This window comes from Geomonas limicola (genome assembly GCF_014193675.1).
Lineage (GTDB): Bacteria > Desulfobacterota > Desulfuromonadia > Geobacterales > Geobacteraceae > Geomonas > Geomonas limicola.
In genome coordinates, this window is the sequence record NZ_BLXZ01000010.1 from 199991 (window position 1) to 220633 (window position 20643).

Sequence of the window (20643 nt, forward strand, 5' to 3'; positions counted from 1 at the left end):
CCGCTCTCGGCCGCTGCCTTTTTTCTTTTCCCCTCTCTCGACCACTTCCTCAGCTCCCTTTTTCTGTACAGCTCTCCTGAATGTCCTGCGAAGCATGGCCGCAGGTACGCACGAGGCGCTGCAGGCGCCTTCGTCCAGTCGCGAAAGAACATCCTGCCGGCGCCAGGTCATGCCTTGACCGTGCCTGCTCAATCTTTGAAAGTTAAATGATACAAATGTGTTGCTGCGCTTTGGTGTTGGATGGTGTGCAGCGGAGGTGCAGCAGGCGTTGGAGCCGATGGTGAGATCCCAGGCGAGGGGCGGTAAAAAGATGTGTATTGTCCGAGTCCTTGGGCATTGTGGCATGACTTGGGGGAGCTGGCATTGTACTTGATGAGGTCTTTCCAAGAAGTCGTTTTCGACACCCACCTGCAGGAGGTGCTTCATGGAAGAGCTCAAGTTCAAATCGACCGGAACCGACGCAGCGTATCTCGGCAATGCCAACATCTTTTTCACGATCTTGTATGCACTCAGCATCTTTCAGCATGATTGGCGCGAGGACAAGCTCGGGTCCCAAGGCTTTCTGGAAAAAGCACTGGAGTGGTTCCGTCAGATGTTCGCAGGCGGTCAGCTTCACCTCGCTTCTCGCAAAGAAGCCCGAAAGGCGCTGAACGCGATCATCCAGAAGATACTGTACTACATCGCTATCTTTGCCGACGAAAGCGACATCCAGATGTTGTTGAACTCCGGCGTCGTCACCAAGAAGCCCCGGAAGAGAACACGCAAGTCTGTGAAGCACGTACCAGCTCCCGGTAACAGCACCTTACGGTCACAGCGTTCCCACCTCTAATCCCGAAGGTCATTTCCGTTTCTCGAGGTAACCCACCCCGGCGGCTCCAGCGCCCTGTATTGGGCTGGAACTGTCGGGATTTTGGGTACGCCTCATTCCCCTCCTGAGCCGGCACGCTCGCTGCTGGTGCGCTTTTCCAGCATGATCCCCAGCATGGTCTGATCCACCTTGGCCATGCCGATTTCCGAGATCCGGCTCAGGTTGCGGATGGTTTCTTCCGCATGCTTCCCGACAAAGCCCTCCTCCTCGGTGATCCCATGTCCCACAAGCGCCATGTAGGCGGCGCGGATCGCGGCATCGGTGGAACTCACCACCTTAAGTGCGCATCCCCCTTTGGCACCGTCGCAGAGCATTCCGCCCAAATCGGAGATGATGGTGTTGACTGCCAGGTCGATCTTGTACAGGTCGGAACCCGCCTGCTGGTAGACGATTGCGACGGCAGCGCCCACCCCCGCGGCGATGGCGCAGCCGCAGATCGGGGCCAGTTCGCCGGTGTGGCACTTGATGTAGGCGTTCACGATGTGCGAGAGCGCGATGCTGCGCAGGATCTTCTCTTCCGGGATGTGGAAGAAGAGCCCCACGTTGTAGGGGACCAGGATCGCCACAATCCCCTGGTTGCCGCTCCCTCCGCTGGACATGACCGGGAAAGAGAGTCCCGCCATACGCGCATCGGAGGCTGACGCTGCGAGGATCTTGCTGGAGGAAACGACGTCTGCCAAGAGAAAGCCTTTCCGCACCAGTTCCTCGACGTAATGACCAACCTTGACGAGTTGCTTCCCTGCTTCGGCCACCCTCAGGTTCATCTCGATGCCCCGCTTGAGATAGGCGAGGTCCTCCGGTCCAATCTCGTCCAGCAACTCCAGAATCTGGGCAAAGGACATCTCTTTGAGTGCGGCCCGGTAGGGGTGCCCCGTGGCAGTTCCTCCCGCTTCGGTATGGACCAGTAGTTGCCCGTCACATTCCAGGTGCACCAGATCGGTGTGGCCTCCTTCGAGTACCGCCCGCGCCTCGCTGCCGCCACCACGCACGGTTACCTCGATGTAGAGGGACGTCCGCTCCTTTGCCAGCAGCACCTCGACCTTCCCGGCGTTGACCATTTCGACCGCGTGCGCGAGCAACTCCGGGTTGCTCCCGGACAGGATCTCCATTTTCAGCTGCGGCCGGGCGATCAGGGCGCCCAGGGCGGCAGCGATAACGTTGCCCTTCAACCCTTCGGTTTCCGGTACGGTGACCGCGAAGCCGTTCTTGTAGACCCCCGGGTCCACGGTAACGGTGATCTGCTCTGGCTTTTTATCGAACTGGGCTGCGGCGAGGCTGGCTGCATAGGCCACCGCGATGGGCTCCGTACAGCCGAGCGCGGGGAATACCTCAGCGGCTATTATGTCATGGTAGATTCCCATTATTTTCTCCGTAAATATCTAAATGGTTGGGATTATGCAGGTCGCGTTGGCTGACGCTCATCACCGCGGTATCTTGTTCTGGCAATATTGTGCCGCGACTATATTCCAATATCTTCATTGTGTAAATTAAAAGAGGAAACGTGGGTGCTGAACCGGGCAATCATGGTGCAGTCGCCTTGGGAATAGGCTCGGGCTCGCTTATCCTGTGGCTGACTCCCAACCTTGCCAAACGGCTAACTACCTCCAGAGACCCATTGTGAAATGCGATTTTTCGAAATACTGCCGCTGAAAAAGAACGTTGCACATGAGCCTGTAAGATGGCTATACCTACAGGGTCTTTAAGGATACAAATTAAACAAAGTAAAATTAAGCTGGAGCGCGGGTTGCGAGAAGCCTTACTACCTAAGGTGACGATGGATATCATCAGTCAAAGTACTGATGGTGCCGTGTCGGTTCAACCGTAAATCTGAAGGTGCTCAAATAGCGGTCAACTTCTGACGTCAATGTTATTCAATCTATCCTCTGTAAGGGTTAACTCACTGAAAAGTGGGGGCACAAAGCTACAGGTCCTCAGTTCTCTCGCGAACCGGACGGCTGGGCCACCAGAGAAATCTCAACGAGGAGGAGTGTTATGAAAAAAGTTGCACTGCTGTTGTCGGCGATGGCCCTGTTTGGTTGTGGTGGTGGGTCCAGCTCCAGTGGGGGGGTAAATCTGGAGGGAGGCGGCTCTACGACTCCTGCTGCGGGACTTTCGGTAAAGCTGGTGGATGCCAGCGCCCCTGCTAAAGCCTATAAGATGCTGGGGATGACGGTGGGAAACACCGGTGCCCAGCCGAGCGCCAATAAAGTAAGGGTTGTCGCGAGGATAATCAAAACAACCTACCCCATCGACACGGTTTACGATTCTGCAACAGATACTGAGGTACCCGCGATAAATTATGACGGTGCTACACACTTTATTGACAGTACCGGCCTAAACAGTGCCCCGTATCCGAACTGCGGCGGGCTGTCACCTGTTATGCTGAACAACTCGTGTGCCCCCACTGGGGTGCCGGTTACCTCCCTGTCCGCAACCCACCATGCTGCACCAGGTTCGACTGATTATAAGAAGGTTATCGATCAGGATTATGCCGGCGGGACCATGACGATATATCTTCCGGTTAATGATGGCTACACCCTGGACTTCATAACCAGCGCGTACGATTCGGTCACGCAGAAGAACTCTCTCCTGACACTTGGCTCCATCACCGGGGTAAATGTGACTCCTACCGGTGGAAACGCCACGGTAACAATGAACGGTTTTGCCAATTTGGTCTCTTATAACCCGGTAGCTCTTACCAATACCAAAACCGATCTGACACAAATTACCTCAGAGGAACAATACAGCCTCACCGTTACCGCCAATGGCCAGTTAAAGAACAGCTTCACCGTGGGACAGTCCCTGACAAATACCCCCATCGCAGCGGCAAGTCTGGTCAGAGCAAATTCTGGCATACCGGTATCCTTTACAGCACCGACTTCCCATGTTCCCGGTTCCTTATTTTTCCAGGGAGTCTTCACTCTTGACGACACCATGCTCAAAGCAGGTGAGTCCGCTACAAACTGGACACGGGTTTATCCGAATCCTGCCTATGGTGAGTCTGTCTCCACCGACCTGCTGTATCTTGTTGGGATGACGTTCCCCTGATGGCAGGACGGATTGAATCGTCATGATCTAGAGCGTAACTATTTTTGCGGATTACAGCAAAGAAAGGCCTTCCCCAAAACGGGGAAGGCCTTTTGTCTTTCGGCGAGACCTGGAAGCGCTGAATTGACTACTGTACAGGTTACTAGATATGCCGCTCCTTTTCTCATAACCGGAAGCGAGGCCGTACTCGGGGCCCCAAAAGAGCGAGGGCCCCCGAGGCGAGACACTATTTCCCTTTGCCGCAGGTCCGTTCGCACTCTGCCCAGGTATCGAGGGCAGTCCCGGTTTCCAGCAAAGTTTTGAGGCTCGACAAGACCCGCGGCCAACCCTCGGATACCCGGCTTGCCATGGTCGAACCATCTTTGAATTTTCCGTGGGTAACGGTGAGCCGAACCATTTCCCCCACCGCTTCGATGGCAAAGGTGAGGCAGGAATCGTCCTCCTTGTCATCGACCTGTGTCCAGGTCATTACCAGTTTCCTGGGAGGTTCGCTCTCCAGTACTTCACCGAAGATGCCCTGAGTCCCCGTACCGACTCTTACGCTATGCCACGGGCTACCCGGTTGCCAATCGGAGATGAGCTCTTCCCCCCAGTACTGACGGGTAAATTCGGGGGAGATAATCGCTTTCCAGACTTTTTCCGGTGTTGATTTGATGTACGTCGCATAAACGAAATCCTGCGTTTTCATGGTTTAGTCTCCTTCGGGACCAGAGTTGCTTTCCAGTGCCTGTTTCAGGTTGTCGAGTGCCTGAACTTTTTTTCGGGCGAACTTACCGACCCAGCGCCCGTAGATCTCGCTGATGGGCGCCGGGTTGAGGTAGTGAAGCTTTTCTCGCCCCTGTTTTCTCGTGATGATCAAATCCGCCTCTTCCAGGAGCACCAGGTGTTTGGTTACCGCCTGTCTGCTCATCGCCTGACCCTCGCACAACTCCCCTAGCGTCAACCCACCTTCGGTTCGCAGCCTGTCGAGCAACTGGCGTCGGTTAGCGTCGGCAAGGGCCTTGAAAACTTTGTCTTCATCGTTTGTCATAGCTTATTATATGCAACCATTTGGTTGCATGTCAAGCATGCTTAGTTCAGGTATTTTGAGATAGGAGGGATGGGCACCACAAAGACGCGGTCAGCATCCGGCATCTCAGCCACTTTGTAACTTAATTTTCAGTTGCTAACGGTGACGTTCTTGCCTATTCTGTAGCCCCTTTGGGCTGTTACCTTTAACGTTGCGAGGGAATTGGATGAGGCAAGCTCTGTTGCAACAGGCAGTTCGAAGTCTGTCCCGCGCCGGCTGGAATGTGCTGCTGGGGACGATCCTGCTCAGCGTCTGGTTGCTTTCGGCTCCCCAGGTTGTCCATGCTGCGGATACCTTTTTCAGCAGCAGTGCGGCGTTCAAGGAGGAGCTGAACCGGCTGGGGGGAGAGGCGGCGCTCATGGTGAAGGCCCCGGTCGATCCCTACCTGCTGGAGACGACTGCTGTCGCGGGTATGTTCGCACTGAGCTACCTCTACGATCAGGACATCCGGTCGGACCTGCAGGCCAACCGTAGCCGCACCCTGACCCGCGCCACGGATGTTGGAAGCCTGATGGGTGATCCCTATATCCATTTGGGTGCGGCGGCCTTGGTCTACGGAGTCGGGGCACTCAGCGAGCGGCCCAAGATGCAGGAACTTGGTGCAAAGCTGGGCGAGGCGCTGGTTCTGGCGGACGTCTCGACATTTGTGCTGAAGCAAGGGATCGGCAGGGCACGCCCTGGTAACGGAGCCGGATCGGGAAGCTTCCGACCATTCCAGTTCAAGAACGATTACGATTCGCTTCCTTCACTGCACACCGCCAGTTCTTTTGCCGTAGCCCACGTGCTGGCCAGCGAGAGCAAGAGCCTGCCGGTAAAAATCCTCTACTACGCTGGCGCGAGCTTTGTGGGCTTTTCACGCATGTACAAGGACAAGCACTGGGCAAGCGATGTAGTGCTGGCGGCGGCGCTGGGTGAACTGGCAGGTAATTCGGTGACCAGGTTCCGCAATGCCAAGCCGGGAACGATGACGCTGGCACCGGCGGTCAGCGGCGGGACGCCGATGCTTGCGCTGCAGGGGAAGTTTTAGCGGATTAGCGCAGTGCTGGTTAGTAACTTTATCCACTTCGCCGACCTTCCAAGACGTCGGCTATCGCTAAAGGAGCTTTTGAATGTTAGACGCTGTCATCTTCGACTTTGATGGGATCATCGTGGACACCGAGCCGCTGCACTACAAGGCCTTCCAGGAGATCCTGGTCCCTCTCGGGCTGGGTTATTCGTGGGAGGAGTACCTCGAGACCTACATGGGATTCGATGACCGCGATGCCTTCCGCGAGGCTTTCAAGGTAGCGGGACGCTCCCTTTCCGACACCGAGCTGAAGAAGATGATGGAGGAGAAGGCGGAGGCATTCCTGCGCATCGTCGCGGGCGGGGTCGCCCCGTATCCGGGTGTGGTCGAGCTGATCCGCTCCATCTCGGGGAACCTGCCGCTCGCGCTCTGCTCGGGTGCGCTGCGCAGCGATATCGATCCCATTCTCACTCAGCTCGGCCTGACGGATGCCTTCGATACCTTGGTGACCGCGGATGAAGTGGCTGCCAGTAAACCGGATCCGGAGAGCTACCGGGTTGCCGTGCAACGCCTCCAGGCCCTCTACCCCGGCATGATCGACGCCTCCCGCGGCATCGCCATCGAGGATACCCCCGCCGGCATCGCCTCGGCCACTGGCGCCGGGCTCAAGGTGCTGGCCGTTACCAACAGCTATCCCGAGGAGCGCCTCTCCAGCGCCTGGCGCGTGGTCAACTCGCTCGCCGGCATCGACCTGGAAGGACTCCGCCTGCTCCCTTGAGTACCAAACTCCCCCCCACACCGATCGAAGAAATCCTCCCGGAGCTGGTTGCCAGGCTCGAGGGGGGTAACGTCGCCGTTCTCCAGGCTCCTCCCGGCGCCGGCAAGACGACCCGGGTGCCGCTTGCTCTTCTTGATGCCGCGTTCGCGGCAGAAGGGCGGATCATCATGCTGGAGCCGCGCCGGCTTGCCGCGGTGAATGCTGCGCGCTTCATGGCCCAGGCGCTTGGTGAGGAGGTCGGCCAGACGGTCGGCTTCAGCATCCGATTCGAGCGCAAGGTCTGCGCCGCCACCCGCATCGAGGTGGTGACCGAGGGGATCCTGGCGCGCCGGCTGCAGAGCGATCCGCTCCTCGAAGGGGTCTCCACGGTCATCTTCGACGAGTTCCACGAGAGAAGCCTCACCTCGGACCTTTCACTTGCCCTGTGCCGCGACGTACAACTCGGCCTGCGTGAGGACCTGCGCATCCTGGTCATGTCGGCGACCCTGGACGCCGGCCCTGTTGCCGACCTTCTGGGCGGTGCCCCACTCATCTCCAGCGCCGGCCGCAGCTTCCCGGTCGAGGTGCGCTACCTAAGCACCGAGCCCACAACGAGACTTGCTGAAACCGCTTGCGCCGCGCTTGTCCGCGCTGTCAAGGAGACCCAGGGGGATATCCTGGTCTTTCTCCCCGGCACCGGCGATATCCGGCGCTGCGAACGCCTGGTCAAGGAAACGCTTCCGGTCGATCTCCTGGTGGCCCCGCTTTACGGTGATCTCCCCTTTGCGGCCCAGCAGCAGGCGATCGTTCCGGTACCCGGGCGGCGCAAGGTGGTGCTCGCCACCAATATCGCCGAAACGAGCCTCACCATCGACGGGGTGCGGGTGGTGATCGATACCGGATACTCGCGCCAGCTCCGTTTCGATCCTTCCAGCGGCCTGAACCGTCTGGATACCCTGCGCATCTCTGCAGCCTCGGCGGAACAGCGTGCCGGTCGCTCCGGGCGTCAGGCTCCCGGCGTCTGCTATCGGCTTTGGACCGAGCACACCCAGCGTACCCTGCTCCCTTTCACCCCCGCCGAGATCAAGGTGTCGGATCTGGCCCCACTGGCCCTCGATCTGGCGCTTTGGGGAGTGCCGGATCCCGCCGCGCTCAGTTTCCTCGATGCGCCCCCGGCAGCGCACCTCGCCGAGGGACGCGCGCTGCTCACGACCCTGGGCGCCCTGGAGCACTCGGGTGCCATCACCCCATTAGGACGGCTCATGGCCGCGCTCCCCATGCACCCGCGCTTCGCCGCGATGCTGCTGGCAGGTGAGTCGCTGGGGACCCCTGCGCTGGCCTGTACCCTGGCGGCGCTCCTGTCCGAACGTGACATCATGCCGCGGGGAACCGGGAGCATCACCGACAGTGATTTGCTGGATCGGGTGGAAACCCTGGAACGGCGGCTCGACCCGCAGGCAAGCCGTACTATCGAGCGGGTGGCCGCCTACTTCCGCAAGGCGCTCAGGGCAGGGGAGGGCGGGGCTCGCCCTGATGCGGCGCAGGTCGGCGAACTGCTCATGCGGGCATACCCGGATCGCATCGCGCGGGAACGCTCACCAGGTTCAGGGCGTTACCTGATGGCCAACGGCACCGGCGCGCGGCTTTCCAACCGCAGCAACGTGCGCAACCAGCAGTTCATCGTCGCTGTCGAGGTCGAGGGGGCGGGCGTCGAGGCGGAGATCCACCTGGCAAGCGGGGTCTCTCTGGATGCGGTGCGCGAGGGTTGTGCCGCTGCCATCACGCGCGGCCGACGGGTCTTTTGGGACGAACGGGAGGGAAGGGTGATCGCCCGGGACGAGGAACGCCTGGGAGCCCTGCTGCTCTCCGAGCGCCCGGCGCAGGCGCGCCCCGAGGACCTGGCCGAAGCGCTCTTGCAGGGGATCCTGAGCGGTCGGGGGCTTGCCGGGCTCAACTGGACCCCGGAAGCTCTTGAGTTTCGCAACCGGGTGAACTTCCTGGCCCGGGTGTTGCCCGGTGCGGGGCTGACCGAGCTTAGCGACCAGTACCTGCAGGCCGAGATCGGCACCTGGCTTTTGCCACACCTTTCCGGGGTGCGCAGCCTGAACGCCTTGGCCCGGGTGGATCTGCTGCAACCGCTCAAGGGGATCTTCAGCTGGCGGGAGTTGAAGCTTATCGACGACGAAGCGCCCACCCACCTCTCGGTCCCGAGCGGTTCCCGGGTGCGGCTTAGCTACCCGGAGCATGGCGAGCCGTTTTTGGCGGTGAAGCTGCAGGAGATGTTCGGTCTCGCCGAAACGCCGCGGGTTGCCCAAGGCCGGGTACCGGTGCTCATCCACCTGCTTTCGCCGGCGCGCCGTCCTATCCAGGTCACCGCCGACCTGAAGAGCTTCTGGAACGGCGCCTACCGGGAGGTCTGCAAGGAACTCAAGGGGCGTTATCCCAGGCACCCCTGGCCCGACGACCCCTGGGAAGCCCAGGCGACACGGCACGTCAAGAAGCGGATGTAGAGCAAGGCGCTGTAGGGCGCAAGGGATACCAGGGATGTATAGGACGCAAGGAACCTGGAGAAGGGGCTTTGCGTCCTTTTGCGTTCTTCGTGTTTCTACAGGAAGCGGTGGAGGGACACTCAGTTCAGGTTGGTGAAGACGATGGAGCCGTTGCTGTGGAGGTAGGTGCGGATGCTGCCGGCCACTTCTGCGAAGCCGGCACCGTTGCTCAGGTAGTTCTCGGTCACGTTGACCCCGTTCTTCCAAAGTTCGAAGTGGACGTGCGGACCGGTGGACCTGCCGGTGGAACCGGACAACGCCAGGGTCTGCCCGGCGGCGACCCGCTCGCCGACGGCAACGTCCAGACGGGAGTTGTGACCGTAGCTGGAGATGCTTCCATCGTCGTGCTGGACCCGCACCAGGTTTCCGTAGCCGCTGTGCGCGGCGCTCTCGATGACGTTACCGGCGGCGATCGCCTTTACCTGGGTACCTGCCGGGACCGCGATGTCGATGCCGTTGTGGTGCCGCAGCGTGCCGTCGATCGGGTCGTGGCGCCAGCCGACTTTGGAGGTGAGCACCCCCTGCACCGGCAGCGCCGATTCCTGCCCGGGGCCGGGGCTCCCCTCGGTGACCGGTTCGGCGTGGGCCTGGGGTTGAGGCTGGGGCTGCGCCTTCCGTTTGAGCGGCCCCTTGGTTGCAGGAGCCGGTCTCGCCTCCCGCAGCACCCGGGTGCCACCGTTCGAGGTGGGGGTGTTGGTGTAGGTTTCCACGCCGTCGTCGTCGACGAACCTGTAGAAATCGGCGCAAGCCGCAGCCGGAAGAAGAAAGCAAAAGCCGGCCAAGAGGGAGACGACTAGGGATCGCCCCACACTGCTGCCTGCAAAAAGGTTGTTTGCTGAAAAACTAGGCACGTCTAGCTCCCGACACGGTGGCCGTCACCGCGTGAGTAGGGAAAAAAGTGCACCTGGACCAGCCCGGAGCGGAGGCCAATATACCTGCATCCCCCGCCAATGGCAAGATCTGACCACGTTTGAAGGTTTCAGGGTGATTTTCCGGAGGCCCGCCCATGAATTGGCATCTCGCTTGCTGTAGTGGGGAAGCTTTCGGCGATGATCGCGTAACTTCCTGAAACATCGATTTCAGCTGACGTGGTATTGCCTAAAAATTACGCACCGCTGCATAAAAAGGAGGCTGTATCGTGGAGATGTTCGGGCAAAACGTGTTTAATCAGGCAGTTATGAGAGAAAGGCTGCCGAAGGCTGTGTTCAAAACCCTGAAGAAAACTATCGATGAAGGGCTGCCCCTCGATCCCTCCATTGCCGATGTTGTAGCGACTGCCATGAAAGAGTGGGCCGTCGAAAGAGGCGCGACCCATTTCACCCACTGGTTCCAGCCGATGACCGGCATTACCGCCGAAAAGCACGACTCGTTCCTTTCGCCTGCCGAAGGCGGCGCCCTGATGGAGTTCTCCGGCAAGGAGCTGGTAAAGGGCGAGCCGGACGCCTCCTCCTTCCCGAGCGGTGGCCTGCGTGCTACCTTCGAAGCCCGTGGCTACACCGCCTGGGACTGCACCTCTCCCGCGTTTCTGAGGGAAGAGGCCGGCGTGGTCACCCTCTGCATCCCGACCGCCTTCTGCTCCTATACCGGTGAGGTGCTGGACAAAAAAACCCCGCTGTTGCGCTCCATGCAGGCGCTTTCCACCCAGGCGCTGCGCGTGCTCAGGCTGTTTGGCAACACCACCGCCACCCGCGTCATCTCGACCGTCGGGGCCGAGCAGGAATACTTCCTTATCGACAAATCCTTCTACGAGAAAAGGCCTGACCTCATGATGGCTGGCAGGACCCTCTTCGGCGCCATGTCCTCCAAGGGGCAGGAGCTCGAGGACCACTACTTCGGCACCATCAAGGAGCGGGTGCTGGCGTACATGAAGGAAGTCAACGAAGAGCTGTGGAAGCTGGGCGTCACCGCCAAGACCCAGCACAACGAAGTGGCCCCCGGCCAGTTCGAGATCGCCCCGATCTTCGAGAACACCAACATCGCCACCGACCACAACCAGATGGTCATGGAGACCCTCAAAAAGGTTGCCACCCGTCACGGCCTGGTTTGCCTGCTGCACGAGAAGCCGTTCGCCGGTGTCAACGGCTCGGGCAAGCACAACAACTGGTCCATGAGTTCCAACGACGGGCAGAACCTGCTCGAGCCGGGGCACACCCCGCACGACAACGCCCAGTTCCTGACCTTCCTGATGGCGACCATCAAGGCCGTGGATACCTACGCGGGGCTTTTGCGCGCCACCTGCGCCAGCGCCGGCAACGACCACCGTCTGGGCGCCAACGAAGCGCCGCCGGCCATCATGTCCATCTTCCTGGGCGACCAGTTGGCCGAGATCCTCGACCAGATCGTGGCAGGCGCCGAGAAGTCTTCCACCAAGGCTGGCGAGATGAAGGTCGGCGTCAGCACGCTGCCGGCACTCCCCATGGACGCCACTGACCGGAACAGGACCTCCCCGTTCGCCTTCACCGGCAACAAATTCGAGCTGAGGATGCTGGGCTCCTCCTTCTCCATTTCCGGGCCGAACATCGTCATCAACACCATCATCGCCGAAGTGCTGAAAGGCTTTGCCGATAAGCTGGAGAAGTCGAAGAACTTCGATGCAGATCTCGAGAAGCTGCTGCAGGAGACCGCCAAGAAGCACCAGCGCGTCGTGTTCAACGGCAACAACTACTCCGACGAGTGGGTCCAGGAGGCCAAGAAGCGCGGCCTGCTGAACATCCCGAACACCCCCGAGGCACAGAAGCAGCTGATTACCAAGGAAGCTGTCGCGGTGTTCGCTGCACACAACGTCTTTAGCGAGAAAGAGATTCACGCGCGTTACGAAATCGTTATCGAGCAGTACGTCAAGACCTTGAACATCGAGGCTTTGACCATGATCGATATGGCCAACCACAGCATCATCCCGGCCGCCGTGGAGTACGCTACCATCGTCGCTTCTTCCATCAATGCCGTGAGCGCGGTTTCCGCCAAGCTCAACGTGTCGACCCAGCAGGGGCTCCTGGAAGAACTCTGCGACAAGCTGGCGGCTACCAGCGCCGGCGTGAAGGCGTTGGAGGCGGCACTGGAAGCTGCGCTGGCCATCGCCGATCTCGAGGAGCAGGCCGCCGCGTTCCGCGCCGAGGTCTACACCAAGATGCAGGATCTGCGGAACAACGCCGACGGACTGGAAAAAGTCATCGCCGCCAAGTACTGGCCGCTGCCGACCTACCGGGAGATGCTGTTCCAGCTGTAATTCCGGAATTTCGTCTCTGTTTGCTCAAAAAGGAGTCCCCGCGCAGGGGGCTCCTTTTTTTGTGATACGTATCCCTCGCCCTGACGAGAGGGTGCGGGGGACTGCCATCTGTTACGAGGTGGCGCCTTGGGGAAAGGGAATCCTGTTGGCAGCTTTTCCGGAATTTTCAGTTGAAGCTCCGCAAGGAGGGATGAAGGACTGTGGGTTTTGGTTAACGGAACTATATTTCAACGTGCCTAGAAAGGAGCAGAGGAGCCGCGCTGCCGGGGCACTACACTCTTCCGGGTTGATGCCTAAAAAGTAGGCAGTGGTGGGCGTGTTGCTGCCTGGTATTTAGGCAATGGCGTCTTCTCCGGACTGGATCTGCAGGTAATTGTCGCTCTCAACAGGCTGAAACTACGACTCTTATAGTGCCGCTTGTTCCTTGGCAGACATCTTGCTGAACGTAAGCATAGCGCGCTACGAGACACTTGATTAAGGTTGCTTTTTAACAACAAGCTCTCTATAATTTGCGCGCACTGAAAAACGGAGCGGGGGGTACCAGTCTTGAAAAAAGTCGAAGCAATCATTAAACCTTTCAAGCTTGATGAGGTCAAAGAGGCCCTCAACGAAATCGGTATCCAAGGGATCACGATCGGTGAGGTAAAAGGATTTGGTCGCCAGAAGGGGCACACGGAACTTTATCGTGGCGCCGAGTACGTGGTGGACTTCATCCCCAAGATCAAAATGGAAATCATCGTCTCTGACGAGGTCGTTTCCAAGGTTGTCGATGCCATTGAGCAGGCTGCGAAAACGGGCCGCATCGGCGACGGCAAGATCTTTGTTACTCCTGTGGAAGAAGTTGTCCGCATCAGGACCGGTGAAAGGGGCGAAGACGCCCTCTAGTCCGATCTGATTTTACCCACTTTGAAAGGAGACTGTAGATGACACCGAAACAAGTTGTGGAGTTTGCCAAAGAAAACGGCGTGCTGATGGTAGATTTCAAGTTCATGGACTTCGTTGGTATCTGGCAGCACTTCACCGTTCCGATGAGCGAGTTCGGCGAAGATACCTTCGAGGAAGGCCAGGGTTTCGACGGCTCCTCCATCCGCGGCTGGCAGCCGATCCACGCCTCCGACATGATCATCATTCCGGATCCGACCACCGCGAAACTGGATCCGTTCACTGCACTGCCGACCCTATCGCTGATCTGCGACATCTTCGATCCGATCACCAAGGAAAGCTACACCCGCGACCCGCGTAACATCGCCAAGAAGGGCGAGGCGTACCTGAAGTCGACCGGTCTCGCCGACACCGCCTACTTCGGACCGGAAGCCGAGTTCTTCATCTTCGACGACGTCCGCTACGACTCCTCCGCCAACCAGTCCTTCTACGCCGTCGACTCGGTGGAAGGCGCCTGGAACACCGGCCGCGAAGAGTTCCCGAACCTCGGCTACAAGCCGCGCCACAAGGAAGGCTACTTCCCGGTTGCACCGACCGACTCCCAGAACGACCTCCGTAACGAGATGGTCGTCGAGCTGCAGAAAGTCGGCATCCGCGTCGAGTGCCAGCATCACGAGGTGGCTACCGGCGGCCAGGCCGAGATCGACATGCGCTTCAACTCGATGGTTGCCATGGCTGACGACCTGCAGTGGTTCAAGTACGTCATCAAGAACGTCGCCAACCGCAACGGCAAGACGGTAACCTTCATGCCTAAGCCGCTCTACGGCGACAACGGTTCCGGGATGCACTGCCACATGTCGCTGTGGAAAGACGGCACCAACCTGTTCGCCGGCGACAAGTACGGCGGGCTCTCCCAGATGGCCCTGTACTACATCGGCGGTATCATCAAGCACGCCCGCGCGCTGTGCGCCTTCACCAACCCGACCACCAACTCGTACAAGCGTCTGGTGCCGGGCTTCGAGGCTCCGGTGAACATGGCATACTCCAGCCGTAACCGCTCGGCTTCGCTGCGTATCCCGATGTTCTCCACCAACCCGAAAGCCAAGCGTATCGAGTACCGGACTCCGGACCCGAGCTGCAACGGCTACCTCGCCTTCGCCGCCATGCTGATGGCAGGTCTCGACGGCATCGAGAACAAGATCGATCCGGGCCAGCCGCTGGACAAGGACATCTACGGCTTGTCGCCGGAAGAGCTGTCCACCATCCCGTCCGCTCCGGGCAGCCTGGAAGAAGCTCTCAAGGCCCTGGAGGCCGACCACGAGTTCCTCTTGAAAGGCGACGTCTTCACCCTCGACGTCATCGAGAAGTGGATCGAGTACAAGACCGAAGCCGAAGTGAACCCGGTCCGTATGCGTCCGGTTCCCCTCGAGTTCGCCCTGTACTTCGACATCTAGTCGGTACCGGCAATTACTGCAGCAAAAGAGGCGGGGGTCACCCCGCCTCTTTTTTTGTGGTGAGCCAAAGCCGGCGTCCTCCCATGAGTGTGGCTCCAAGGTTGCTGCACATGAATAGCTTGAACCCCTGTCGGAAAACTGCTAGTTTCCAGGTGGTACAAAGGTCCCGGGGCACGGCGTCGGGACGGGGAGGGGAGGACGATTTGGTGCAACAGGACAGGGTAGCCAAGCTCATTGAATGGTTCGTCAGGGCGGCGCTTCGGCACGCCGAGGCGATAGAAGCGATGCAGGAAGAGGTGGCGGCGCTGCAGGTGGCCTCGCTAACCAAGTATTTCAAGGCGCTCAAGGCTGAAGAAGGCGCGATGCCGCGCTTTTTGCTGCTGCTGGAAGAGGGTAATCCGGTCATAGCCGGGATGGCTGCGGTGTACGGGCTCGCACAGGCGCCCGAGCGCTGCCGCCCGGTGCTGGTAAAACTCACGGAAATGCCGGGTCTCATCGGCTTCCGCGCGCAGGTCGCCCTGCAGCGCTGGGATGCCGGAGAGTGGCAGGAACTGTAGCTTCTCCTGGCCACAAAACGGCACAAACCGCACAAGAAAAACCCCACGGGGTGACCATCATCTACTATCAGGAGGTGTGTATGTCGGAATTCAACAACGTAAGCGTGGTAAAAGAGGCCAACATCTACTTTGACGGCGGCGTTACCAGCCGGACCATCTACTTCGCCGACGGCTCCCGCAAGACGCTGGGGATCATGCTGCCGGGCGAGTACACCTTCAACACCGGTTCCGCAGAATTGATGGAAATCCTCTCCGGCGACCTCACCGTGCTGCTGCCGGGTTCTAACGAGTGGGTTGCCGTGAAAGGTGGCGAGGCCTTCGAGGTCCCCGAGAACTCCAGCTTCAAACTGAAAATCACCGGCATCACCGATTACTGCTGCTCCTTCCTGTAAGAATGCGGACAGGGATGAATGGGGTGAACGGAAGGTAAACGCCCCATCCCATTCATCCCTCTATCATGCCGATGATGATCGAATCCTTGAACCAACGTAGTGGTCCCGTCGTCGGACGGTTCGCCCCTTCGCCGACTGGCCCGATGCACCTGGGCTCCCTGGTCGCGGCGCTGGGGAGTTACCTGATGGCCAAGCGCAGCGGCGGAACCTGGCTCTTGCGCATGGAGGACCTGGACCTGCCGCGCGTGGTGCCGGGTATCGCGGACGACATGCTGCGCACCCTGGAGACCCTCGGCTTCGCCTGGGACGGCGAGGTCGTCTACCAGAGCCGGCGCACCGAGTTCTACCGCGCCGCGGCGGCTCTTCTCGTCGAGCGCGGGCTCGCCTACCCCTGCGGCTGCACCCGCAGCGAAATCGCCCAGATCGCCTCGGCGCCCCACGAAGAGGGGCTTGTCTACCCGGGGATCTGCCGCGACGGTCTTGCTCCGCAAAAGGTGGAGCGCGCCCTGCGCGTCAAGGTCTACGACGAGGTGATCAGCTTCAACGACCAGGTGATGGGGCACTACAGCCAGCACCTCACCGGCTCCTGCGGGGATTTCGTGATCCACCGTGCCGACGGCCCCTACGCCTACCACCTCGCGGTGGTGGTCGACGATGCCGCCTCCGGCGTGAACCAGGTGGTGCGCGGCGCCGACCTCTTGAGCTCAACGCCGCGTCAGATCTACCTGCAGCGCATCTTCGGCTATCCAACGCCCAGCTACGCCCACCTGCCGCTGGTGTCCGGCCCTGCCGGCAGCAAGCTCAGTAAGAGGGACAACGCGGTCTCGCTGGCCGCCGGAGGTAACCTTGCCGCTGAGGCGGGTAGCCTCTTGCTGGACGCCCTGCGTTTCCTCGGCCAAAACCCTTTGCGGGAACTGCTCGGCGCGTCTCCGACCGAAATCCTCACCTGGGGGGTGCAGCATTTCGAGATCGCAGCGGTCCCCAAGGCCTCCGCACCCTTTCAGCGCACCCCACTGTAACGAAAAAAGGACCGGTGCACCCGGTCCCTTTGCGACGTGATCCTCTCAGCTACCTCGCGCGCTGTCCTGCCCAAAAAAATCGATCTCCAGGCTACCCTTCATCAAGGAAATCAGGAGCCGGCCGCGGCTGGACGGGCACCGGTGCTTGTTCACGTTTTTTGAGCCCCTCCCTGATCTGGGTGCCGACCCGGTTGCCGAGCTGGTGATCCATGAACCAGGCGCGCACCAGGGAGTCGTTCAACTCGGCGCACCCGGTAAGCAGTAGCACCGTCAGCACGGCTAGAAGTCTAGCCGCCATGACGCTCGGCCTTTTTCTGCTTTTCGACCTGGCGCCATTTTTCGATCTCGGCCTCGGTGACCGGCTGCCAGGGCGGTACTGCGGTAGGGTGCCAGTTCTCGTCAACCGCCACCATGGTGAACTGGCCGCTTGCGCCGCGCCGCTTGGTCCCTTCCATGACGTTTTCGACTTCCACCTCCACCTCTACTTCCATGGAGCTGCGTCCGACGTGGATGATGGTGGCGCGCGAGTAGACCACCTCGCCCATGTTGATGGGGGTGTGAAAGCAGATGCGCTGGGCGCAGGCAGTCACCACCCGGCGCTGGGAGTAGCGCCAGCAGGCAACACCGGCTGTCTTGTCCATGATGCTCATGATTACGCCGCCGAAAATGTTGCCGTACCCGTTGGTGTCCTTGGGCAAGAGCGTTTCGATCAGTTCGGCCTTACGTTTGTGCTCCATAGTGTTCCTCCTCAAGACCTGCAGAAATAAGCCGTTTCAGCTGTTTTATGTTGGCCCGCTCCATCGGCTTGCCTGTGATGCTGCTCACCGTGCGGTTATGCCGCTCGTCGACCGGATAGACGGAGCACTCCACGGGAACGCCGCCGTCTTCCAGGTAGACATGAAGATAATCGTTGATGCGACCGCCCTTGCGCACCGTGACGGTTTCCGTTTCAAAAGAAAGGCCGTGCTGCATGAGGAGTTCTTCGACCTCCTCGACCGAGTCGGCAAAGAGATGGATGTCGATGTCGCTTTGCCCGGTGACCGCGCCGGAAAGCACTGATCCCACCAAGTAGGGGGTGAAGGGTTCGAAAAGCTCCAGGTACCTGAGGGCGGCCAGTCGCAGCGCCAGTAACCGCGCCGGGAGTACGTCTTCCTCGCGCTCCGCGATCAGCCGGGCCAGCTCCTCGTGGATCTCCGCGTTGCTGGGGAGGTGCGCCCCCAAGGAGAGGGCCTTCTCGGGTCCGAAACGCTTGGCGGCCTTGCGCTTGGCATCGCGGTATTCGCGCACGCCATCCTCGTACATGGGTCGGGCGGCCTCGACGGCAACCTGCTCCCGTATCTTGTCCAGCTTTCTCATGATCACCAGTATAGCCGATCATCCGCGATATGATACGCTTTATCCGGAAAGGCGCTACGGCAAAAATCACCCTCCCATTAAAAAAGGAGTTGACTCAGGGAACCGGTATTTGCTATAAGAGGGAACTCGCTGAGCGGGAATAACTCAGTGGTAGAGTGCAACCTTGCCAAGGTTGAAGTCGCGGGTTCGAACCCCGTTTCCCGCTCCAAATATCTACCAGGAATCCTCGGTGATTCTTCCCAAATAGACCCCGGCAGCATGAATTTCATGCTGCCGGGGTTTTCGTTTTTCGGCCTTTTTGAACCCTCCGACGCCCTCTTCCTGTATCTCGGGGATTGCCCTAGTCATGGCACCAGACAGGTCCCGACACCACATCGCCGGCAACTGGTTTTGCGTTAGTGAATTCGCGGTTGTTCCCGCCAAAAGACAGGTTCCGCTGACAGCATCACCCGCCTTCAGTCTGACAACTCCCTCATCCAGTTATTTTTGAAGTGTTTTTTTAAAAATGTATTCATTGTAACGTTTTGGACCAAATCTTGTAATGATAGTTCAGTTGAGTCTAAGTCTCAGTCATTATAGGAGATTATCGTCGGAGAGACAGTTACACCTCGTTGCGCTTGTCATTATCTACTAATTATATTCAGCTTATCAGCTGTACTGTGACAGGGCCTTGCTGCGACCCTGACCACAGCAGCGCTATGTTAGGACTATGGGGACGCTTGTTGTACGGGTGGTCCGGGAGATGCTGCCGGATGGAACCGCGTTCAGCGGAGAGTCGCCGCTGATCGTCTGTTACTAAAGACAAGGGGGGCTTTATGTCGAAGAGAGTACTGTCTGTTCTCGTCTGCTTGCTGTCAGTCGGGGTCCTGTATTCCTGGGCTGCTACCGCGTGGCAGTTGCAGACGAAGCTGAGCACGTCTGGTGGCACGCTTAAGGTACGTAACAATGCCACCCAGACCACGGCCGGTAGTGTCGTGTACACAAACTTCACCACCAGCGCCAACGTGCCGGTGACGGTCTCGGCGAATGTGGGATACAAGATCTCCGCCTTGACCAAGAGCGGCACGGCTGTGCCACTCGGCAACTACACCACCCAGTATGCGACGACCTTCAACAAGGCGAACGGTTCGGTGCAGTCCCTGGTGGCCGGTTTCATCGCGAGACAGTACCAGGTGACTGCCACTGCCGTAGGGCCTGGCAGCATCTCGGCCACTTCCGTAATGGTCTCCTATAACAACTCGGCTGTTCTGACGGCAACGCCCACCTCTACCAACTGCTACCTCATGGGGGTGACCGGCGGCACGGTGGCCGATATCTACGGAAGTCCCGTGAGCTACCCCTACGGCGGTGCCGTCAAGATTACCGTCGCCAACGTCACCGCGCCGCGAACGGTGACCGCAACCTTCATGCAGGCCACGGTCAATGCCGGTGTGGACCAGGTCGCGCAGACCAACCAGGTGGTCAATCTGACCGGCAACCTCACCGGAAGCGGCACCCTCGCCTGGAGTTTTGTAAGCGGTCCCGCCACGGTCAATACCAGCGCTTGGAACACGTTGACCCCCTCCTTCATCCCCGTCGTTCCGGGTACCTACGTTCTGCAACTGGCGGAGATGGCGGGTACCAAGACGCTTGCCTCCGACACGGTACAGATCACCGTCACCAATTCGGTAACCGGCTACATGCGCACCAATTGCAACGGCTGCCACGGCTCGCGCGGGGTGTCCCCATCCACGGCGTTCCCATTGTGGTCGACCGGTTCCCACAAGACGGCCGGGATACACTGCATAACCTGTCACACCAATTCGGCGATGCCGACGCCGGTCAACACCAACACGGTGAACAGTTCCACGTTCACGATAGCCTATGCAAGTGCCGGGACTGTCGGAACCAATTTTTGCGCCACCTGCCACCCTGTCTCGATCGTGACGGCATTTGCCGGATCGCCCCACAATGCCAACGGCCTGACCTGCTCGACCTGCCATGCGGGGGGCGGACACCTGCCTGACGTCGCCGACAGCGTCTGCAACGGCTGCCATCGCGATGCCAGCGGCAACGTCGCCAACCACCCGTTTGCCATAGGCGCCAATCCCTGCATCGCCTGCCATAACCCGCACAGTACCGCAGGGAGTGCGGCAGGGGCTACCTCAGCGCACTTTAACAACATGACGGCCGCCGGCTACCCGGCCTCCTACGTGACCTCGCGTTCCAACTGCTCGAACTGCCATGCCGACAGCAGCGCAAACCTCGCGGTGCGTCAGCAGTGGGGGCGCTCGGCACACGCCGCAGTCGCGGACGCCCCCTGGAAAGGCGAGGACTTCAAGACCAGGTCGGGCTGCGTGCAGTGCCACACCACGACCGGCTTTGTGGCCTGGTCCAGCGCCAAGGTTACCGCAGCCTGGGGAAGCGCGGCCGACAAGACCAAAGAAGTGCTGAGCTGCGTCGGCTGCCACAGCGACATCA

19 protein-coding genes, 1 tRNA gene and 1 riboswitch are annotated in these 20643 nt (G+C 59.7%); of the genes, 13 read left to right on the forward strand and 7 right to left on the reverse strand.

Annotated features, from left to right (window positions below):
• The first annotated feature begins 424 nt into the window (after positions 1–424).
• A complete protein-coding gene (locus H7688_RS20785) occupies positions 425–829 on the forward strand; it encodes a hypothetical protein (protein ID WP_183363191.1) in 405 nt (134 codons plus the stop codon).
• Positions 830–921: 92 nt separating this feature from the next.
• Here H7688_RS20785 and H7688_RS20790 read toward each other — a convergent pair whose 3' ends face one another.
• Complete coding sequence (locus H7688_RS20790; RefSeq protein WP_183363192.1) at positions 922–2229, reverse strand: L-cysteine desulfidase family protein; 1308 nt, start codon at positions 2227–2229, stop codon at positions 922–924.
• A 519-nt stretch (positions 2230–2748) separates the two neighbouring features.
• Positions 2749–2836: riboswitch (cyclic di-GMP riboswitch) on the forward strand.
• A gap of 24 nt (positions 2837–2860) precedes the next feature.
• Between H7688_RS20790 and H7688_RS20795 the strand changes: the two genes are divergently transcribed.
• On the forward strand, positions 2861–3916 hold the full coding sequence (locus tag H7688_RS20795; RefSeq protein WP_183363193.1) for a hypothetical protein: 1056 nt from the start codon (positions 2861–2863) through the stop codon (positions 3914–3916).
• A gap of 226 nt (positions 3917–4142) precedes the next feature.
• Here the strand turns inward: H7688_RS20795 and H7688_RS20800 are convergent, their stop codons facing one another.
• Complete coding sequence (locus H7688_RS20800; protein WP_183363194.1) at positions 4143–4604, reverse strand: SRPBCC family protein; 462 nt, start codon at positions 4602–4604, stop codon at positions 4143–4145.
• 3 nt (positions 4605–4607) lie between these two features.
• Complete coding sequence (locus tag H7688_RS20805) at positions 4608–4946, reverse strand: ArsR/SmtB family transcription factor (protein ID WP_183363195.1); 339 nt, start codon at positions 4944–4946, stop codon at positions 4608–4610.
• Between the two features lie 205 nt (positions 4947–5151).
• Here H7688_RS20805 and H7688_RS20810 point away from each other — a divergent pair, with 205 nt between their 5' ends.
• From H7688_RS20810 to hrpB, 3 genes are all read left to right on the forward strand, one after another.
• Positions 5152–6012 (forward strand): phosphatase PAP2 family protein, encoded by an 861-nt coding sequence (locus H7688_RS20810; RefSeq protein ID WP_183363196.1) that lies wholly within the window; start codon positions 5152–5154, stop codon positions 6010–6012.
• Positions 6013–6094: 82 nt separating this feature from the next.
• Entirely contained in the window at positions 6095–6769 is a 675-nt protein-coding gene (locus tag H7688_RS20815) for an HAD family hydrolase (protein ID WP_183363197.1), read from the forward strand.
• Positions 6766–9258, forward strand: a complete 2493-nt coding sequence (hrpB, locus tag H7688_RS20820) for an ATP-dependent helicase HrpB (protein WP_183363198.1) — start codon at positions 6766–6768, stop codon at positions 9256–9258. The genes H7688_RS20815 and hrpB overlap by 4 nt, the downstream gene beginning before the upstream one ends.
• A gap of 119 nt (positions 9259–9377) precedes the next feature.
• Here hrpB and H7688_RS20825 read toward each other — a convergent pair whose 3' ends face one another.
• Positions 9378–10106 (reverse strand): M23 family metallopeptidase, encoded by a 729-nt coding sequence (locus H7688_RS20825; protein ID WP_246329910.1) that lies wholly within the window; start codon positions 10104–10106, stop codon positions 9378–9380.
• A gap of 335 nt (positions 10107–10441) precedes the next feature.
• Here H7688_RS20825 and H7688_RS20830 point away from each other — a divergent pair, with 335 nt between their 5' ends.
• The 6 genes from H7688_RS20830 to gluQRS all read left to right on the forward strand — a co-directional run bounded on the left by H7688_RS20830 (position 10442) and on the right by gluQRS (position 16827).
• A complete protein-coding gene (locus H7688_RS20830; protein WP_281379523.1) occupies positions 10442–12523 on the forward strand; it encodes a glutamine synthetase III family protein in 2082 nt (693 codons plus the stop codon).
• 546 nt (positions 12524–13069) lie between these two features.
• Positions 13070–13408, forward strand: coding sequence for a P-II family nitrogen regulator (locus H7688_RS20835; protein WP_129126904.1), 339 nt, complete (start codon positions 13070–13072; stop codon positions 13406–13408).
• 38 nt (positions 13409–13446) lie between these two features.
• Positions 13447–14859, forward strand: coding sequence for a type I glutamate--ammonia ligase (gene glnA, locus H7688_RS20840; RefSeq protein WP_183363201.1), 1413 nt, complete (start codon positions 13447–13449; stop codon positions 14857–14859).
• A gap of 206 nt (positions 14860–15065) precedes the next feature.
• Positions 15066–15416, forward strand: a complete 351-nt coding sequence (locus H7688_RS20845) for a hypothetical protein (protein WP_246329913.1) — start codon at positions 15066–15068, stop codon at positions 15414–15416.
• An 80-nt stretch (positions 15417–15496) separates the two neighbouring features.
• A complete protein-coding gene (gene ppnP, locus H7688_RS20850) occupies positions 15497–15808 on the forward strand; it encodes a pyrimidine/purine nucleoside phosphorylase (RefSeq protein WP_183363203.1) in 312 nt (103 codons plus the stop codon).
• Between the two features lie 74 nt (positions 15809–15882).
• Positions 15883–16827 carry a tRNA glutamyl-Q(34) synthetase GluQRS gene (gluQRS, locus tag H7688_RS20855; protein ID WP_371873214.1) on the forward strand — a complete coding sequence of 315 codons (945 nt, stop codon included), beginning with the start codon at positions 15883–15885 and terminating at the stop codon, positions 16825–16827.
• 91 nt (positions 16828–16918) lie between these two features.
• Here gluQRS and H7688_RS20860 read toward each other — a convergent pair whose 3' ends face one another.
• Genes H7688_RS20860 through H7688_RS20870 form a run of 3 tightly spaced genes read right to left on the reverse strand, consistent with a single transcriptional unit; the run spans position 16919 to position 18183 of the window.
• Positions 16919–17125 carry a hypothetical protein gene (locus tag H7688_RS20860; protein ID WP_183363204.1) on the reverse strand — a complete coding sequence of 69 codons (207 nt, stop codon included), beginning with the start codon at positions 17123–17125 and terminating at the stop codon, positions 16919–16921.
• Positions 17115–17564: an acyl-CoA thioesterase gene (locus H7688_RS20865; protein ID WP_183363205.1), complete on the reverse strand. Its 450-nt coding sequence runs from the start codon at positions 17562–17564 to the stop codon at positions 17115–17117. Before H7688_RS20865 ends, H7688_RS20860 begins: the two co-directional genes overlap by 11 nt.
• Positions 17548–18183, reverse strand: a complete 636-nt coding sequence (locus tag H7688_RS20870; protein ID WP_183363206.1) for a hypothetical protein — start codon at positions 18181–18183, stop codon at positions 17548–17550. Before H7688_RS20870 ends, H7688_RS20865 begins: the two co-directional genes overlap by 17 nt.
• Positions 18184–18316: 133 nt before the next feature.
• Between H7688_RS20870 and H7688_RS20875 the strand changes: the two genes are divergently transcribed.
• Both H7688_RS20875 and H7688_RS20880 read left to right on the forward strand, forming a co-directional pair.
• Positions 18317–18391, forward strand: a tRNA-Gly gene (locus tag H7688_RS20875).
• A 607-nt stretch (positions 18392–18998) separates the two neighbouring features.
• Positions 18999–20643: multiheme c-type cytochrome (locus tag H7688_RS20880; protein ID WP_443093461.1), on the forward strand; the 1645-nt coding region annotated here is incomplete at its 3' end.

Coding starts and splice junctions, on each gene's coding strand:
- H7688_RS20785 (WP_183363191.1), top strand. CDS start 425: ATGGAAGAGCTCAAGTTCAAATCGACCGGAACCGACGCAGCGTATCTC.
- H7688_RS20790 (WP_183363192.1), bottom strand. CDS start 2,229: ATGGGAATCTACCATGACATAATAGCCGCTGAGGTATTCCCCGCGCTC.
- H7688_RS20795 (WP_183363193.1), top strand. CDS start 2,861: ATGAAAAAAGTTGCACTGCTGTTGTCGGCGATGGCCCTGTTTGGTTGT.
- H7688_RS20800 (WP_183363194.1), bottom strand. CDS start 4,604: ATGAAAACGCAGGATTTCGTTTATGCGACGTACATCAAATCAACACCG.
- H7688_RS20805 (WP_183363195.1), bottom strand. CDS start 4,946: ATGACAAACGATGAAGACAAAGTTTTCAAGGCCCTTGCCGACGCTAAC.
- H7688_RS20810 (WP_183363196.1), top strand. CDS start 5,152: ATGAGGCAAGCTCTGTTGCAACAGGCAGTTCGAAGTCTGTCCCGCGCC.
- H7688_RS20815 (WP_183363197.1), top strand. CDS start 6,095: ATGTTAGACGCTGTCATCTTCGACTTTGATGGGATCATCGTGGACACC.
- H7688_RS20830 (WP_281379523.1), top strand. CDS start 10,442: ATGTTCGGGCAAAACGTGTTTAATCAGGCAGTTATGAGAGAAAGGCTG.
- glnA (WP_183363201.1), top strand. CDS start 13,447: ATGACACCGAAACAAGTTGTGGAGTTTGCCAAAGAAAACGGCGTGCTG.
- ppnP (WP_183363203.1), top strand. CDS start 15,497: ATGTCGGAATTCAACAACGTAAGCGTGGTAAAAGAGGCCAACATCTAC.
- gluQRS (WP_371873214.1), top strand. CDS start 15,883: ATGATCGAATCCTTGAACCAACGTAGTGGTCCCGTCGTCGGACGGTTC.
- H7688_RS20860 (WP_183363204.1), bottom strand. CDS start 17,125: ATGGCGGCTAGACTTCTAGCCGTGCTGACGGTGCTACTGCTTACCGGG.
- H7688_RS20865 (WP_183363205.1), bottom strand. CDS start 17,564: ATGGAGCACAAACGTAAGGCCGAACTGATCGAAACGCTCTTGCCCAAG.
- H7688_RS20870 (WP_183363206.1), bottom strand. CDS start 18,183: ATGAGAAAGCTGGACAAGATACGGGAGCAGGTTGCCGTCGAGGCCGCC.